This is a genomic window from Thioclava sp. DLFJ4-1 (assembly GCF_002020145.1).
Taxonomy (GTDB): Bacteria; Pseudomonadota; Alphaproteobacteria; order Rhodobacterales; family Rhodobacteraceae; genus Thioclava; species Thioclava sediminum.
The window spans coordinates 195,642-211,616 of record NZ_MPZT01000004.1 but is presented as its reverse complement, the minus strand read 5'-3'; the positions used below and the strand labels follow the sequence as shown (position 1 = coordinate 211,616).

Annotated in this window: 18 protein-coding genes and 1 other RNA gene; 10 read left to right on the top strand and 9 right to left on the bottom strand. The window is 63.5% G+C overall.

Going from position 1 to position 15,975, the window contains the following annotated elements; translation table 11 throughout:
• Positions 1–181: 181 nt before the first annotated feature.
• The 9 genes from BMI85_RS13980 to BMI85_RS13940 form a co-directional block, all read right to left on the bottom strand.
• Positions 182–1,303: a c-type cytochrome gene (locus BMI85_RS13980; protein WP_078601711.1), complete on the bottom strand. Its 1,122-nt coding sequence runs from the start codon at positions 1,301–1,303 to the stop codon at positions 182–184.
• On the bottom strand, positions 1,284–2,594 hold the full coding sequence (soxC, locus tag BMI85_RS13975; protein ID WP_078520148.1) for a sulfite dehydrogenase: 1,311 nt from the start codon (positions 2,592–2,594) through the stop codon (positions 1,284–1,286). Before soxC ends, BMI85_RS13980 begins: the two co-directional genes overlap by 20 nt.
• 59 nt (positions 2,595–2,653) lie before the next feature.
• Positions 2,654–4,345 carry a thiosulfohydrolase SoxB gene (gene soxB / locus BMI85_RS13970; protein WP_078601710.1) on the bottom strand — a complete coding sequence of 564 codons (1,692 nt, stop codon included), beginning with the start codon at positions 4,343–4,345 and terminating at the stop codon, positions 2,654–2,656.
• A 156-nt stretch (positions 4,346–4,501) separates the two neighbouring features.
• The gene (gene soxA, locus BMI85_RS13965; RefSeq protein WP_078520150.1) at positions 4,502–5,362 is read right to left on the bottom strand and encodes a sulfur oxidation c-type cytochrome SoxA; all 861 of its coding nucleotides are present in this window, start codon (positions 5,360–5,362) and stop codon (positions 4,502–4,504) included.
• Between the two features lie 114 nt (positions 5,363–5,476).
• On the bottom strand, positions 5,477–5,803 hold the full coding sequence (gene soxZ / locus BMI85_RS13960; RefSeq protein ID WP_078520151.1) for a thiosulfate oxidation carrier complex protein SoxZ: 327 nt from the start codon (positions 5,801–5,803) through the stop codon (positions 5,477–5,479).
• A 25-nt stretch (positions 5,804–5,828) separates the two neighbouring features.
• A complete protein-coding gene (gene soxY, locus BMI85_RS13955; protein ID WP_078520152.1) occupies positions 5,829–6,251 on the bottom strand; it encodes a thiosulfate oxidation carrier protein SoxY in 423 nt (140 codons plus the stop codon).
• Positions 6,252–6,288: 37 nt separating this feature from the next.
• On the bottom strand, positions 6,289–6,765 hold the full coding sequence (gene soxX, locus BMI85_RS13950) for a sulfur oxidation c-type cytochrome SoxX (protein ID WP_078520153.1): 477 nt from the start codon (positions 6,763–6,765) through the stop codon (positions 6,289–6,291).
• 234 nt (positions 6,766–6,999) lie between these two features.
• Entirely contained in the window at positions 7,000–7,554 is a 555-nt protein-coding gene (locus BMI85_RS13945) for a thioredoxin family protein (protein WP_078601709.1), read from the bottom strand.
• 25 nt (positions 7,555–7,579) lie between these two features.
• Positions 7,580–8,317 carry a cytochrome c biogenesis protein CcdA gene (locus BMI85_RS13940; protein ID WP_246832564.1) on the bottom strand — a complete coding sequence of 246 codons (738 nt, stop codon included), beginning with the start codon at positions 8,315–8,317 and terminating at the stop codon, positions 7,580–7,582.
• A gap of 111 nt (positions 8,318–8,428) precedes the next feature.
• On the opposite strand from BMI85_RS13940, the gene BMI85_RS21810 reads away from it, so the two are divergent.
• The 10 genes from BMI85_RS21810 to BMI85_RS13890 all read left to right on the top strand — a co-directional run bounded on the left by BMI85_RS21810 (position 8,429) and on the right by BMI85_RS13890 (position 15,842).
• Complete coding sequence (locus tag BMI85_RS21810; RefSeq protein ID WP_348638978.1) at positions 8,429–8,905, top strand: hypothetical protein; 477 nt, start codon at positions 8,429–8,431, stop codon at positions 8,903–8,905.
• Positions 8,906–9,118: 213 nt separating this feature from the next.
• A complete protein-coding gene (locus tag BMI85_RS13930; protein ID WP_078520155.1) occupies positions 9,119–9,418 on the top strand; it encodes a metalloregulator ArsR/SmtB family transcription factor in 300 nt (99 codons plus the stop codon).
• 52 nt (positions 9,419–9,470) lie between these two features.
• Positions 9,471–10,517 (top strand): YeeE/YedE family protein, encoded by a 1,047-nt coding sequence (locus BMI85_RS13925; RefSeq protein WP_078601708.1) that lies wholly within the window; start codon positions 9,471–9,473, stop codon positions 10,515–10,517.
• Positions 10,518–10,676: 159 nt separating this feature from the next.
• An RNA gene (ffs, locus tag BMI85_RS13920) (signal recognition particle sRNA small type) lies at positions 10,677–10,773 on the top strand.
• Between the two features lie 101 nt (positions 10,774–10,874).
• Positions 10,875–11,786: an MBL fold metallo-hydrolase gene (locus BMI85_RS13915; RefSeq protein ID WP_078601707.1), complete on the top strand. Its 912-nt coding sequence runs from the start codon at positions 10,875–10,877 to the stop codon at positions 11,784–11,786.
• A gap of 33 nt (positions 11,787–11,819) precedes the next feature.
• Positions 11,820–13,580, top strand: coding sequence for a DNA polymerase III subunit gamma/tau (locus tag BMI85_RS13910; protein ID WP_348638979.1), 1,761 nt, complete (start codon positions 11,820–11,822; stop codon positions 13,578–13,580).
• Positions 13,581–13,707: 127 nt separating this feature from the next.
• Entirely contained in the window at positions 13,708–14,052 is a 345-nt protein-coding gene (locus BMI85_RS13905) for a YbaB/EbfC family nucleoid-associated protein (RefSeq protein WP_078520159.1), read from the top strand.
• Between the two features lie 4 nt (positions 14,053–14,056).
• A complete protein-coding gene (gene recR / locus BMI85_RS13900) occupies positions 14,057–14,656 on the top strand; it encodes a recombination mediator RecR (RefSeq protein WP_078601705.1) in 600 nt (199 codons plus the stop codon).
• Positions 14,656–15,000: a TfoX/Sxy family protein gene (locus BMI85_RS13895; RefSeq protein WP_078601704.1), complete on the top strand. Its 345-nt coding sequence runs from the start codon at positions 14,656–14,658 to the stop codon at positions 14,998–15,000. Before recR ends, BMI85_RS13895 begins: the two co-directional genes overlap by 1 nt.
• A 176-nt stretch (positions 15,001–15,176) precedes the next feature.
• Complete coding sequence (locus tag BMI85_RS13890) at positions 15,177–15,842, top strand: glutathione S-transferase family protein (RefSeq protein ID WP_078542813.1); 666 nt, start codon at positions 15,177–15,179, stop codon at positions 15,840–15,842.
• Positions 15,843–15,975 lie beyond the last annotated feature (133 nt).

Here is a 15,975-nt window from a genome sequence, read left to right as displayed (position 1 = left end):
GTGGTTTGGTGCAAGTATCCCCGGGGAGCGGCGGGCTGCAACCCCGCCGGGGGAAGACAAGCCAAAGGCAGAACCAAATAAAAAGACGCCCGCGGGGAGCGCGGGCGTCGAAACACGATCAGGCGGAAGGCCCCTGTCGGTTTAAGTGAGCGGGGACCGAAGCCCCCGCCCGGGGAGGGTATTAGCCACCTTGGCTCTCGATATAGGCGAGCACCGCCTTGACGTCTTCGGGGTCTTTCAGACCGGCGAAGGACATCCGGTTCTTCGGAATGTAGCCCTTCGGGTCGGCGAGATACTCCTCGACGGTTTGCTCGGTCCAGACCAGACCGTCCTCGCCGTGCTGGGTCATCGCGCTCGAGTATTTGAAGCCGTCGACCGTCCCGGCCTGGCGCCCGATCAGCCCGTTGAGCACGGGACCGACACGGTTCTTCGCGCCGTCGCCGACCTGGTGGCAGGCCTTACACTTCTTGAAGACCTTCTCGCCAGCTGCGACCAGCTCCGGGTCAGCCGAGAGGCTTTCCGCCGGTGCGGCCTCTGCCTTGGCTTCCTCCGCAGCCGCCGGAGCGTCCTGCGCCGGAGCTTCGGCAGTGTCGGTTTGGGCCGTATCGCTTTGGGCCGTGTCGGTTTCCGCCGCAGTATCGGCAGCCGCCGTGTCCTCGCCGTTGCCCTCATCGGGGGTCACGTCGAGAATGGTCGCCTTCTTGGTGATCTGCACGTCGGTCTTACAGTCGCTCATGCAAGCGGCTTCCGAGAACTTCGGCACTTCGACCTCATCGCGGTTATCCACGATGAACCCATCGGCGTTCGGCATCTCCACGTCGAGGAAGTTATCCTTCGTGAGGACGAAATCGTCGTCCACGAGATAGTTCGAGTAGAGGATGTAGGCGACGATGGCGTAGGTCTCGTCGACGGTCAGCGTCTGCGCGTTGCCGAACGGCATCGAGCGGTGCGCATAGTCCCAGACGGTGGACAGGTACGGCCAGTAGGAACCGACGGTTTTCACCGGGTCCTTGTCGGCCAGCGTTCCATCGCCCCCGGCCAGTTTCGGCCAGTTGTCGACGCCCTCGGCGAAGTCGCCGTGACACGCCGCGCAATTGTCGCCGAAGATTTTCTCGCCATCGGCAACCGAACCCGACCCTTCTGGAAGGTTCTTGCCATCGGGGAAGACCTCGACGGTCCAGGCGTTGATTTCCTCGGGCAGCGCTTCGCGCCCCAGACCGTATTTCTCGGCCAGAGCGGGCGTCGCGACGAGCGGAGCGGCCAGAAACGTGGCCAGCAGCAGATTACGACGACACTTCGACATTCTCGGACTCCCCGTTTTCCTTGACCCACCAGGTCTGGATACCGTTGTTGTGATAGACCGAATTCTCGCCACGGATCGCGCGGAGCGCGTCCTTGGTCGGCTGAACGTAGCCGGTGGAATCGGTAGCGCGGGACTGAAGGAGCATCTCCGAACCGTCCCAGTCGATCTCGAGGTAGAAGCGCGAGACCGCCTTGTCGGTGCCCGGCTCGGCCAGACGGGCTTCCTGCCAGTTCGCACCGCCATCGATCGACACGTCGACCTTGGTGATGTGACCGCGACCCGACCAGGCCATGCCGGTGATGACCAGCGGGCCCTTGCCGTGCTTGATCGGCATCTGCGGGCTGGGCGAGGTGACGACCGATTTGGCGTCCATGACCCAGGTCCACTTGCGCGACGTGCCATCGGCGAGCGTGTCGGTGTATTTCGAGGTTTCTTCGCGCGACTGCACGGCCTCGTCGGTGACTTCGAGGCGACGGAGCCACTTCACCCACATGTTGCCTTCCCAGCCCGGAACCACGAGGCGCACCGGATAGCCGTGCTCCTTGCGCAGCGCCTCGCCGTTGGCCTTGATGGCCACGAGACAGTCGTCGAGCGCTTTCTCCAGCGGGATCGAGCGGCCGTTCGAGGACGCATCGGCGCCTTCGGCATAGACCCACTTGTCCTTGATCTGGTCGCCGAGATTGGTGATCCCCGCTTCTTCGAGCAGCGTCCGCAGCGGGATGCCCGAATATTGCATATTGTGGATCATGCCCTGGGTGAACTGCGCACCGTTGAGCTGTGCACCAGCCCATTCCATGCCCGAGTTCGCGGCGCATTCGAGGAAGTAGGTGCGGTTCTCACGCGGGAAACGCTCCAGATCCTCGTAGGTGAAGACCAGCGGCTTATCGACGAGGCCGTTGATCATCAGGCGATAGTCTTCCTTCTTCAGCTCGATCGCGCCCGAGTGGTGACGCTCGAAAGCGCAGCCGGTGGGGGTGATCGTGCCGTCGAGGGCGTGGATCGGCGTGAAGTTGATCGACGAAATCGTGTCCGCCGTCAGCCAGCCGACGTTGCGGCGGATGACGTCATCTTCGAATTCGATCGGCAGGCCATAGGGGGTTGCATCGACCCCGTCGCCCCAGCCCGAAGCCCAAGGCTGAACTTCGGTGATCAACGGATCGGGTTGCGTTTGCGCGCGCGCGGCACCAGCACCTGCGGCCATCGCACCGACCGCAGCCCCTGCGCGGAGGAACCCGCGGCGGCTGAGGGCGGCATTGGTGGCCGGGTTGCCCTGGCGTTCCTTGTCGTCCATGTGTTTTCCTCCAGTCTCTAACCCCCTGCGGGGCGCAATCATCGACGGGCGGGACCGGCTTAAATGCCGGTCACGACCACCGAGTCATTCGGTTTCAAGTCAACGGTTTTGATCTTGCGCAGGTGATCGGCGATCACGTCCCAGATCTGCGGCCCTTCGGTGCCTTCGTTGACCGAGGCCCAGCCCGTCACGACGTAGTTGCGTGCCGGGTCGATATCGGAGCCGTCCTTCAGGAGCGTCATGTTGGAAATCCGCTCGCCGATCGGCTTCGAAACGTCGATGTGGTAGCCCATGCCACCCACACGAACCATGTCCCCGCCCTGCTGGTAGTAGGGGTCGGTGTTGAAGATGTTGTCGGCCACGTCTTCGAGAATGGTCTTGATCAGCTCGCCCGTCATCTCGGTGCGATAGTTCTCGCCATAGGTCATCGAAGTGGCGTTGAGCACGTCTTCCATGGTGATCTTCTGCCCCGGGATCAGCGACGGCCCCCAGCGCACGCCCGGGCTCATCGCGATCTCGGCGTCCTGCTCGGACAGCATCGCTTCGCAGATCAGGTCGTCCCAGGTGCCGTTGAAGTTGCCGCGGCGGTAGAGCAGCGAGTTGGTTTCGCCCACGACTTCCTCGAGCTCGGCCTTGTAGGGCTCGCGATGGCCCATGATGACGTCGGTCATCTCTTTGTCGGGCTCGATCACGTCCGAGAAGATCGGGATCAGCTTGTGGCGGAAGCCCATCATCTTGCCGTCGCGCACGTCGAGATCGACGCGGGAGACGAATTTGCCGTTCGACCCCGAGGCAATCAGGATCGTCTCGCCCACGAGGACCGGCTCCGGAATGGCGTCATGGGTGTGACCGGTGAGGATCACGTCGATGCCCTTCACGCGGCTCGCCATCTTGTGGTCCACGTCGAAGCCGTTATGCGACAGGCAGACGACCAGATCGACGCCCCTTTCGCGGACCTCGTCGACCACCGCCTGCATACGCTCTTCGCGGATGCCGAAGGAGTAGTCGGGGAACATCCAGCCGGGGTTCGCGATCGGCATGTAGGGGAAGGCCTGACCGATGACCGCGATCTGCGTGCCGTTGCGCTCGAAGATCTTGTAGGGCTCGTAGGCGGGCTCGTCCCACTCCGCGTCGAAGATGTTCGCGCCGAGGAAGGGGAAGGGAAGGCCGTCGACGATCTCGTTCACGCGGTCCTGACCATAGGTCCATTCCCAATGCGAGGTCATCGCCTCGACGCCGAGCGTGTTCATGACGTCGACCATGTTCTGGCCCTTGGTCTTCAGCGCGACCATCGAGCCATGCCAGGTGTCGCCGCCATCGAGCAGCAGCGCTTCGGGACGCTCGGCCTTGATCGCTTTCACGATCGTCGCCACGCGGTCCATGCCGCCCATTTTGCCGTAGGACTTCGCGAGATCGGTGAAGTTCTCGTAGGTCAGCGCGTAGGCGTCAGGCGTGTTCGGCTCGATGTTGAACATCTTGAGGAAATCCGCGCCGGTGACATGCGGCGGACGGCCCTTGGCCTCGCCCACGCCGAGGTTGATTTCCGGCTCGCGGAAATAGATCGGCATCGCTTGCGCGTGGATGTCGGTGATGTGGATCAGCGTGACGTTGCCCAGCGGCTCGAACTGCAGGAGCTGGTCCTGAGTCAGCGACTGCTGCGCCATGGCGCGCGACCAGCGCGACAGGCCCGAAGCACCGAGGATAGTCGAGGCGGCCAAGCTCGCCTGAAGAAATTCCCGCCGGGAAATCATGCGATGTGTCTCCTTCTTCTCACCGGGCCCGTGCGCCCGGCGGTCGTTTCATTCGGGTAAATTGACAAACAAATTCAGACAGATATGAAATTTTGAATATGTTGAAACGAAATGCGCGGGACAGGGAGGCCCCTGCCCCGCGCATCAAGTCAAAGGTCAGGGACGGACGCCGCCGCCCTCGATGTCGAGACCCAGGCCGCGCGAGGCGACGTAGAGCTCAAGATTGCGGAACTCGTCCGAACCGGGGCTGTAGGTTTCCGCGCGCGTGTCGCGGATACAGCCTTTGAAGCGGTTGTGGATCGAAACCACGCCCGCGTTCTTCAGACGGTATACCGGGAAGCCCTGAATCTGGCCTTGGCTGAGGTGGTCAGCGCGGATGTAGTTGCCGTAGTTCTCTTCGTGGCACGACGCGCAGGACAGTTCGAGCTGGCCGTAGCGGGTGTAGTACATCTCCTTGCCCTTCTCCCAGAAAGGCTGGGCGTCGCCGTCGATCTTGACGCTGACGGGCATACCACGCGACTCGACCGCGATCGCGGTGGTCATGTTGTGCATCGGAGTGCTGTCCCAGCCCCAGGCTTCGGCGCCCATGCGGTTGGTGCGGCAATCGTTGATGTAATCTTCCATCGACCACAGCTTGCCGGCTTCGTTCACCTTCGGCATCGAGGCGCGGACGCCTTTCATGCCTTCGCTGATGTCGCCGTGGCAATCCGCGCAGGACTTGCCCTCGGAGCCGTCAGCGGTCGACCAGGTTTCCTGGCCTTGCTCGGCGAAGATCATGATCGGGTTGTCGAAGTCGTCCTGTTCCATCGCGCGGGTCTCGTCCGTGCGGAAGAGCCAGCCGGAATAGACCTCGTCGAGGTGCCCTTCGAGGTGATCGGCGGCGGGCGCCTTCACCGTGATCGGGGTGTCGCCGTTGATGACGAGTTCGTCGTCAGCCATTTCGGCGTGCAGCGCCGCGGTGCTGAGCGCGAAGGCTGCAGTGGCGGCTAGGATGGTGCGGCTGGTGCGCAACGTCATATTCTGTGTCCTCCCTGGGTGTGCCCCGCGCCCATCGATCTCCCCAAACAGGCGCGGTTCTCTGTTCTTGGTGAGGCGGCGCGCTCCCTCACGCGCCGCTAGCCATTCGGCCGATCAGCTCACTTCGATCTTCTGGCTGTCTTCGTAGGTCGAGCCGTCATCATCGTACCAGGTGAACTTGAACTCACCCGATTCCGGGACTTTCGCCTCGAATTCGATGTAGGGGTTCGTCGAGATCGCCGGCTCGAGGGTCACGTCGACGACGTTCTCACCGTTGAAGTCGCAGGTGAAGCGATTGATGATCTCGCGCGGGATGACGTTGCCGTCTTTATCCTTGCGCTGACCCGATTCCATCGGGTGCGAGATCAGGGTTTTGATGGTGATCGTGTCACCGGCCGAAGCTTTTTTCGGCACTTTTACGCGGGGTCTCACGCCTTTCATGGTCTTGTCTCCTCAGATACCGAATTTAGCCGCCGCAGCCGCCGATGGTGACCTTCACGGTCGATTTCGCCTGGACGAAGCTGCCGTCAGCCATCTTGGCGACAGCGATCACGTCCTGGGTCTTCGAGAGGCGAATGCGGGTCGAAGCCATCTGCGAGCCAGCCAACGGACCGAACTTGAAGGTCACGACGTCGGGCGTCGGGTTGCCGGTCGCGAAGACCGCGATCTCGGTTGCGCCGGGCGCATCCACGGAGATCGGAACGGTGTTCCCGTTCTCGGCGATTTCCGGCGCGGTCAGGGTGACGCCGTCACCCATTGCGGCGTCGGCGCCGCCGGTGAACTTGGCGATGGCGTCGGCACCGGCATCGGCCAGCGCGGGCAGCGGCAGCATGGAAGCGGCAACGCCGCCCATCGCCAGCGCCAGCGCGTCACGTCTGGTCATGGTCATGTTGTATCTTCTCCTCTCGGGTTTGTCGTTCAGAGGGTCACTCTTCCTTGAGGGTCATCAAGAAAGCGACCACATCCTCAACCTGTTGTGCATTCAAAATCGGCGGCAGATCGGCAGGCGCAGCCTTGCCGGTGTACCCGTCGCCGGGGCGAATGAAGGGGCCGGTCTTATACATCGCCGGCATTACCGTGCCTTCGAACGTGTGCTTGGCATCGACGACGATGCCGCGCAGCTGCGACTCGTCCCAGCGGTCGGCGGCGCCGTTCAGCTCCGGGCCGACATTGCCTTGGAACGACGCGTCGAGCGCCGAGACCTTATGGCAGGCCACGCAGTTGCCCAGCGACTTGGTCGCCGCGACTTCTGCGCCTTTAGCTGCATCGCCCGGCTGGCCGGTCAGCGACTCGGCCACCGCGCCCACATCGGTGAATTTGACATCCATCGGCGCGGTTTCTGCGATCGCGGCGCTGGCTGCGAAGGTGACGGCCATTGCGGCCCACGCAACGTGGCGTTTCATAGAAGTCCTCCCAAATTCTCTCCCTGACTCACTTTTAAGCGAGCGCGCTACAGTGGTGCAATGGATAAATTCAAAAAACCGCATATTTTCCAATATGTTCACTCGGATATATCGAAGCATACAGCCGTATACCCAAGATTTTTTTAGCAAAATCAGAAACATTCGCGGGTGCAGCACGAATGCTGCACTGGCAAGCAAGCGATCACGACTCTGTCAGAATCGCCAAGAGAGCGCTCACTTCGCCATAACTTTCTCGGCAACGTACTTCTGAAAGTTCTGCCCGCTCTCATAGCCGTGAGTCTTTACCCACTCGAGCAACGCCATCGTCGTGCCCTTCCCGAAAGCCCCCGGCATCTGCGCGACAGCTTGTTTGTTGGCGGGCTGGTCGGAGGCCTCTTCGGGGAAGAACATCATGGTCGGCGTGAACATCACGCCCCACTTCATCGCCATCTCTTTTTCGGGCAAAGCCTCGCCGTCGAAATCGGTCACTTCGACATCGCCGAAGAGGTTCATCTGCACCACGTAGTAGTTATCGGTAATGTATTTCGCGATCTCGGGGTCGGAGAAGACCTCTTCATGCATCTTCTTGCAGTAGATGCAGCCACGCTGCTCCCAGATGACCATGAAGCGCTTGCCCTCGTCATTGGCAGTCGCAAGATCGTCCGACATGTCCTTGAACGTGTCGTGGAACCACGGCTCCTTGTGCAGCCCGTCATCGCCCAGCTCGGCCGCATGGACCGGCAGGGCCAGCATCGCGGTGGTGAAAGCGGCAGTCAGAAAATGACGCATGATCGTCCTCCCTAGAAACAGACCGTCAGCCGAGACTCCCACTCGGCATGACGTCGATCAGAAACTCACCAATGTAGCGCAGCCCCCCGGTCACGATGAGAACCGCGAACAGGATCAGCATAACCCCCATCGCCTTCTCCACATAGCCGAGCTTGGCACGGTGCTTCGCCATGAAGGCGAGGAAAGGCCGCGTGAAGAAGGCCGCGATGATGAAGGGCAAGGTCATCCCGATCCCATAGGCAAAGAGCAGCAACCCGCCCTTGGAGATATCGCCCATGCCCGACGCCACCATCAGGATCGCCGCAAGCGCGGGGCCGACACAGGGCGTCCAGCCGAAGCCGAAGGCGAGCCCCATCACATAGGCACCGAGGAAGGTCGTAGGATCGGCCTTCGCCTCCATCCGAGCCTCGCGATAGAGGAACGGGATGCGGATCACGCCGAGGAAATGCAGACCGAAAACCAGCAGGATCGCCGCGGCCACCCAGCTCAGCGGCCCCATCCATTCGCGGAATGCAGCCCCCAGCGCGGTCGCCCCCATTCCCATCAGCACGAAGATCGTGGTCACGCCCAGCGCGAAGGCCACCGAAGACGCGACCATGCGCGCCTGCGCGCCCGGGGCGATCTTGCCGTCGCCACGCAGCTCGGACATCGACAGCCCGGCCATGTAGGACAGGTAGAACGGCACCATCGGCAGAATGCACGGCGTCAGAAAAGACAGCAGGCCAGCAAAAAACGCCCCGCCATAGGTAATATCGATCGGCACTGTTTCCTCCCTCGTGACGCGCCCTAGCCTATATGGCCTCGGTCTCCCAACCGTCCTTGAAGGGGCCCGTCAAACACATTACGATCTTTATATGTAAAAAGGGGTCCGTCAATGTTCCGCATTGTGTGGCATACGATTTCCATCACCGCGGCGCTGGCGGTCACGCTGGGCGCGACGGGCGTTGTCGCGCGCGCCGAGACCGCATCGCAAGCCGCCGACACGACGGTCGCCGCCACCTCCGAGGCCGAGACCAGCGAGGCGATAGCCGACAGCGAGTTCCGGCTTTTGATGGTCGAGCAGGTCGGCTGCATCTATTGCCGGATGTGGAACAACGACCTCGCGCCGATCTATCCGAAGACTCCCGAGGGCAAGACGGCCCCTCTGCAGCGAGTCGATCTGCACAAACCCTTCCCCGAGGACATCACCATCACCGGGGGCAAACCGCTTTTCACACCGACCTTCATCCTGCTGCAAGACGGGGTCGAAGTCGCCCGCATCGAAGGCTATGCGAGCGAAGATTTCTTCTGGGGCCTGCTCGATCAGGCCCTGAAAAAGAATGGCGCGACGTATCAGGCCCCATCGAACTGAGGTTTGACCTGCGCGCTTTTGTCTCGCTTTTGGCGGGTTTTTGCGCTCTCGGGCTTTGTTCCAGCGAATCGACATGCTAAAGCCTGAGTCATTCGATCAATACGGTCGCACTCTGTGCGGCTTCCAAGGAAGGACGATGCGGTGCGGCATCTGGTGCCTGACGGTCATGCCGAAAAGCTTGCCTCTGCCACGGCCGAGTCGAGGTGTTCCCGCATGGATGCAGAAGAGCTACTCGATCGCGCGCAAGACGCCTCCAACCTCATGAAGGCGCTCGCCCATGAGGGGCGGCTGATGATTCTGTGCCATCTGAGTTCGGGCGAGAAATCGGTGACCGAGCTGGAAAACCTGCTGGAATCGCGCCAGGCCGCGGTGAGCCAGCAATTGGCGCGGCTGCGTCTCGAGGGGCTCGTCAGCGCACGCCGCGAAGGCAAGGCGATCTACTACACGCTCTCGGATCCGCGTGCGCGTCGCCTCGTCGAGACGATTTACGACATGTTCTGCGCCACCGACTGACGCCGGTGAGCCATGAGACCGGACACTGGGTGATCCGGGAGGGAGAAGGGCAATGGAACAGATTCCGATGGGTGCCTTGGCAGCCATGGTCGGGGCGATCGGCGGCATCATTCTCGGCCTCGCTGCGCGCCTGGGCGATTTCTGCACCCTCGGTGCGCTGGAGAGCGCGGCCTATGGCGACGACCAGAGGCGCCTGCGTCTCTGGGGGATCGTGCTGGGCGTGGCGATCACCGGCGCCTTCGTGGCCGAAGCCCTGGGCTATGCCGACATCACCCGCAGCTTCTATCACACGATCAAATGGTCGCCGCTCGCCTCTATCGTCGGCGGGCTCGTCTTCGGCTATGGCATGGCACTCGCCGGCAATTGCGGCTTCGGAGCGCTGGTGCGCTTCGGCGGCGGCGATCTGCGCGCGATGGTCGTGGTCGTGGTGATGGGCATCTTCGCCTTCGTGACGCTGTCCGGCCCCCTCGCCCATCTGCGCCTTCTGATCTTTGACCAGCAGGCCGCCGACACCCCGCAAGGCATCGCGCATTGGCTCTCGGCGCGGACCGGGCTTCCGCCCTTGGTCTTCGCCCTGCCCGTCGCCGCCGGCTTCCTTGCCTGGGCGCTGAGCTATCAGCCGCTGCGCGCCGACAAACGCCGCCTCGCCTGGGGCGTGGCCGCGGGTCTCGCAGTGGTCTGGTGTTACGTCGGCACCTCCTATCTCTTCGCCGAGAGCATGGGCGAAACCGGCGTAGAAGCGCCGTCCTTCACCGCCCCGCTCGGGCGCACGATCCTCTATTTCATGACCTCCACGGCAGGCGGGCTCACCTTCTCCGTGGGTCTCGTCGCGGGCGTGCTGGGCGGGGCCTTCCTCGGCTCGGCCATTCGCGGCCTCTTCAAATGGGAAGCCTGCGAAGACCCGCGCGAACTGGGCCGTCAGGTCAGCGGCGCGGCCCTGATGGGGATCGGCGGCACGATCGCGGTCGGCTGCTCGATCGGCCAGGGGGTGAGCGCGATGGCTGTGCTCTCCTTCTCCGCACCGGTCACGCTGGCCTCCATCGTGATCGGCGGTCTGATCGGCCTGCGCCAGCTGATCCACGGCTTCCAGCCTGAGTAAAGCCGGGCCGCTCGACCGCACAAATCGGCCCATTTTCGGCTTGGCTGAAATATCCCGGGGGTGAGGCGCGGACGCGCCGAGGGGGCAGCGCCCCCTCTCCTTCAACCTCTTCCTGCACAACGCTTGCGAATCTGATCCGGGTTTCCTATATCGCCCCTCGAGAGGTTGGCGCGGGCGAGCGCCTCGCCAACCCGGTCAGGTCCGGAAGGAAGCAGCCGCAACGAGCCCCGCTTGGGTCGCTGTCCAGCCTCTCACCCTATCCCCTACAAGCTCGCTTCTGTTTTACCGCCGCGTCACCATGCCCGGTTGTGAGATGACGTCGTCGCGTTAATCTTCCCGTCAAAAGGGAGGTTCACCATGTTTCGTTTCGCTCTGGCCACTCTGGCCATTCTGCCTGTGCCGCTCTTCGCGGGCACGCTCAAAACCGTCGAAGTCGCACCGAACACCTACGCGATCGAGGGCCCTTTCGGGCAGCGCGATGCCGAGAATCTCGGCAATAACGCGACCTTCGGGCTGATCGTCACGGATGAGGGCGCGGTGCTCGTCGATGCGGGCGGCACCTATAAGGGGGCGGCGGCACTCGACGAAGTGATCGGCACGCTGACCGATCAGCCGGTGAAATACGTGATCGACACCGGCGGGCAGGATCACCGCTGGCTCGGCAATGGCTATTGGAAAGAGCATGGTGCCGAGATCATCACCTCAGAGGATGCGCTCGCCGACCAGAAGGCCCGCGCGTCGCTGGAGCTGACGATGCTGGATGCGCTGGTGGGCAATGAGGCGCTCGCGGGCACCGAACCCGTCTATGCCGATACGACCTTCGACGAGAGCTACACGCTCACCCTCGGCGGGCGCGAGATCGAGATCTCCCATCCCGACCCCGCCCACACACCCGGCGACAGCTTCGTCTGGCTGCCCGCGGAGAAGGTGATGTTCACCGGCGATATCGTCTTCGTGGGCCGCATCCTCGGCGTGCTCGACATGTCCTCGTCAATCGGCTGGGTCGAGGCCTTCGAGGCGATGGCCGCCTATGAGCCCGCCCATGTCGTTCCGGGCCACGGCCCCGCCACCGATCTCGCGACCGCGACGAAAGACACCTATGATTACCTGACCAATCTGCGCAGCCAGATGGCGGATTATATCGACGAGGGCGGCGACATCATCGGTTCGGTCAATGTCGACCAGTCGCAGTTCGAATATCTCGAGGATTTCGACACGCTCGCCAAACGCAACGCGCAGGCGGTGTTCAGCCAGATGGAATGGGAATGAGCCGGGTGGACGCCGACGCCCCGGGGGCCTAGTCTGACGGCTGCCTATGACACCGGAGCTTCGATGACCGACACCCAATATCAGGTTCTCGCCCGCAAGTACCGTCCCGAGACCTTTGCCGACCTGATCGGACAGGCGCCAATGGTGCGCACGCTGAAGAACGCCTTCGCGGCCGACCGGATCGCGCAGGCTTTCATCATGACGGGGATTCGCGGCACCGGGAAAACCACCACGGCGCGGATCATCGCCAAAGGGCTCAACTGCATCGGCCCCGACGGCAACGGCACCCCCACGACCGACCCGTGTGGCGAGTGCGAACATTGCCGCGCGATCATGGAAGGCCGCCATGTCGACGTGATGGAAATGGACGCCGCCTCGCGCACCGGTGTGGGCGATATCCGCGAGATCATCGAGAGCGTGCATTACCGGGCGGCCTCGGCGCGCTACAAGGTCTACATCATCGATGAGGTTCACATGCTGTCGACGAGCGCTTTCAACGCGCTCCTGAAGACGCTCGAGGAACCGCCCGCCCATGTGAAGTTCATCTTCGCCACCACCGAAATCCGCAAGGTCCCAGTCACCGTGCTCTCGCGCTGCCAGCGCTTCGACCTGCGCCGGATCGAGCCGGAGGAAATGATCGCGCTGCTGCGCCGGATCGCCGATGCGGAAGGCGCCGAGATCGCCGATGACGCGCTCGCGCTGATCACCCGCGCCGCCGAAGGGTCCGCCCGTGATGCGACTTCGCTGCTCGATCAGGCAATCGCGCATGGCGCAGGCGAGACCACCGCCGAACAGGTCCGCGCGATGCTGGGTCTGGCCGACCGCGCCCGCGTCCTCGATCTCTTCGACATGATCCTGCACGGTCAGGCGGCAGAGGCATTGACCGAACTTGCCGCACAATATGCCGATGGCGCCGATCCGATGGCGATCATGCGCGATCTGGCCGAGATCACCCATTGGGTCTCCGTCATCAAGGTCACGCCCGAAGCCGCCGAAGACCCGACCGTTCCGCCCGAGGAGCGCAATCGCGGTCAGGAAATGGCGGCCGCCCTGCCGATGCGGGTGCTCTCGCGGCTCTGGCAGATGCTGCTCAAAGCGCTCGAAGAAGTCGCGAGCGCGCCCAATGCGATGATGGCGACCGAAATGGCCGTGATCCGCATGACCCATGTGGCCGACCTGCCCGACCCGGAAACGCTCATCAAGAAGATCCAGCAGGGCAGCACGAACACGCAAGCCGCAGGCCGGGGTCCCGCGCCCTCGACCGGGCCGGTCCATGGCGCGACGCTGCGCGCCCGGCGTGCCGGTGGCGGCGCGGTCGCCGCCGCGGCCCCTGCCCCGCAGCACGATCCGATGGCCGACGCGCTCGCCCGTTTCGCGAGCTTCGACGACGTTGTCGACCTGATCGCCCGGATGCGCGACATGACCCTGCTGCTGGAGGTCGAGAGCAATCTGCGTCTCGTGAATTACCGCCCCGGCCGGATCGAATTCGAACCGACCCCGCGGGCCTCGCGCGATCTCGCCGCGACGCTCTCGGCACGGCTGCAAGGCTGGACCGGCGCGCGCTGGGGCGTCTCGGTCGTCTCCGAAGGCGGCGCGCCCACGATTGCCGAGGTGAAGGCCGAGGAAATGGCGAAGGCCGAAGCCGAGGCGATGAAGAACCCGCTGGTGGCGGAGATCTTCGCCCGCTTCCCCGGCGCGAAGATCGAAATCCTGCCCGAGGAAGACACCGCCGCGATCGAGGCCGAGGCCCTGGCCGAGGTCGAAGACGAATGGGACCCCTTCGAGGAAGGCTGAGCCACGCCAAGGGCGGCCCCGCGCGATCGCACGCGCCGCCCTGCCGCGCCGTTTTCCCGCCTTGTCCCTTGTCCCTTCGCGCAGCGATGCGTATCTCTCACTCAAGCCAAACGTGACGGAGAAAGCGATGTTCAAGGGATTGGGCGCCATGGGCGACATGGCCAAGATGATGAAGGCCGCCAAGGAAATGCAGGAGAAGATGGGCGAGCTCCAGGAAGAGCTCAAATCCATCGTCGTCACCGGCGAGGCCGGGGCCGGTCTCGTGCAGGCCCGCGCCACCGCGAAGGGCGAATTGACCGGGCTCTCCATCGATCCCTCGATCCTGCAGGCCTCCGAAAAGGAAGTCGTCGAAGACCTGATCCTCGCCGCGATCAAGGACACGCAGGAAAAGGCCAAGTTCCGCGAGCAGGAAGAGCAGAAACGCCTTCTGCGCGAACTCGGTCTGCCCGAGAACATGGACCTGCCGGTCTGATCCGATGAGCGGCGCGCGCGACGAGATAGAGGCGCTGATCGCCCTGATGGCGCGGCTGCCGGGGCTTGGTCCCCGCTCCGCCCGGCGCGCGGTGCTGCATCTGATCTCGAAACGCGCGCAGCTGATGGGCCCCTTGGCCGAGGCGATGGCGCAAGTGGCCCGCACCGCGCGCGAATGTAGCCGCTGCGGCAATATCTCGACCGCGCCGATCTGCGACATCTGCGAAGACCCCAAACGCGCCACCGGCGAGATCTGCGTGATCGAGGATGTCGCCGATCTCTGGGCGATGGAGCGCGGCCACGCCTTCAAGGGCCGCTACCACGTCCTTGGCGGCACGCTGTCTGCGCTCGATGCGATCGGCCCGGAAGACCTGCGCATCCCCGACCTTCTCGAACGCGCCACCGAGGAAGGCATCACCGAGGTGATCCTCGCCCTCAACGCCACCGTCGAGGGCCAGACCACCGCGCATTACATCGCCGAGGCGCTCGAAGGGCGCGGCATCGCAGTGACCAGCCTTGCCCAAGGCGTGCCGATCGGCGGCGAGCTGGACTATCTCGATGACGGCACGATCCAGGCGGCGCTGCGCGCCCGCAAAAGTTTCTGATGGGCACCCGACCCGAGACGGAGGCGCTGCTGCGCGACTGTCTCGGCGACCGGATCGCGACCCGGCCGATGTTCGGCGAATACGCGGTCTATATGGGCGGCAAGACGGTGGCTCTTCTGTGCGACGACACGCTGTTCGTGCGCCAATTGCCCGAGGCCACGCGCTACCTTGAAGACAGCGGCCACGCGCCCGTCGCAGGCAAACCCCATCCGCGCGCCAAGGATCACTGGCAGATCGACCCGGACCTCTGGGAAGACACGGAGTGGCTCGTGGGCCTTCTGAGCGTGATCGAGACCGCCCTGCCCGCCCCCAAACCAAAGCGTAAACCCAAACCGAAAGCCTAGTCCCGGCGCCCCTTCGACTTGGCAAAAATATCCCCGCCGGAGGCATCTGACCTGTGCCGTCCCGATCACCTTCCGGCAAGGGAGCGCCATCGGCGGGATTGTCGCCATTGAACCCGCCCGCGCCCGCCGTTATCAGTTTCTCAAATCCCCCAACGAGAATTGCGAGCGTCGCCCCGATGATCCGCCTCTACCATGTCGCCCTCTCCCCGTTCTGCCGCAAGGTCCGCCTCACGCTGGCCGAGAAGAAACTCGAGGTCGAACTCGTCGAGGAACGCTACTGGGAACAGCAGCCCGATTTCCTGCGCCGCAACCCGGCGGGCAAGGTCCCGGTTCTCAAGATGGACGGCATGATGATGGCCGAAAGTCAGGCGATCTGCGAATATATCGACGAGACCCATACCGACGCGCCGCTGATGCCGCGCGATCCGGCCGCGCGCTACGAGGTGCGCCGCCTGTGTGCGTGGTTCGACGACAAGTTCAACGCCGAGGTCACCGCGCGGATCATGGGCGAGCGGGTCTGGAAGAAGGTCCGCAAGGAAGGTTATCCGGACAGCAAGACGGTGAAGGCGGGCCTTACGGCGATCAAGTATCACCTCGATTACATGGGCTGGCTGCTGGAACAGCGGCGCTGGCTTGCGGGCGACGTGATGACGCTCGCGGATTTCTCGGCGGCCGCGCATCTGAGCTGCCTCGATTACATTTCCGACGTCGACTGGAACCGGCAGGAGGCCGTGAAGGACTGGTATGCGAAAATCAAGTCGCGCCCGGCCTTCCGCTCGCTTCTGGCCGATCAGCTGCCCGGCATGCCGCCCGCGTCGCAATATGCGGAGCTGGATTTCTAAGCGCCGCGCGCGTCCTACCCAAACTCGCCATTCTTACACTGCGCCGTCCGCCCCAGCGGGCGGCGCAGTCATTTGGCGCGGCACGGTGCTGGCTCACGCAAAGGTGCGCGTCTCGCAAAATTCAAACAATTGA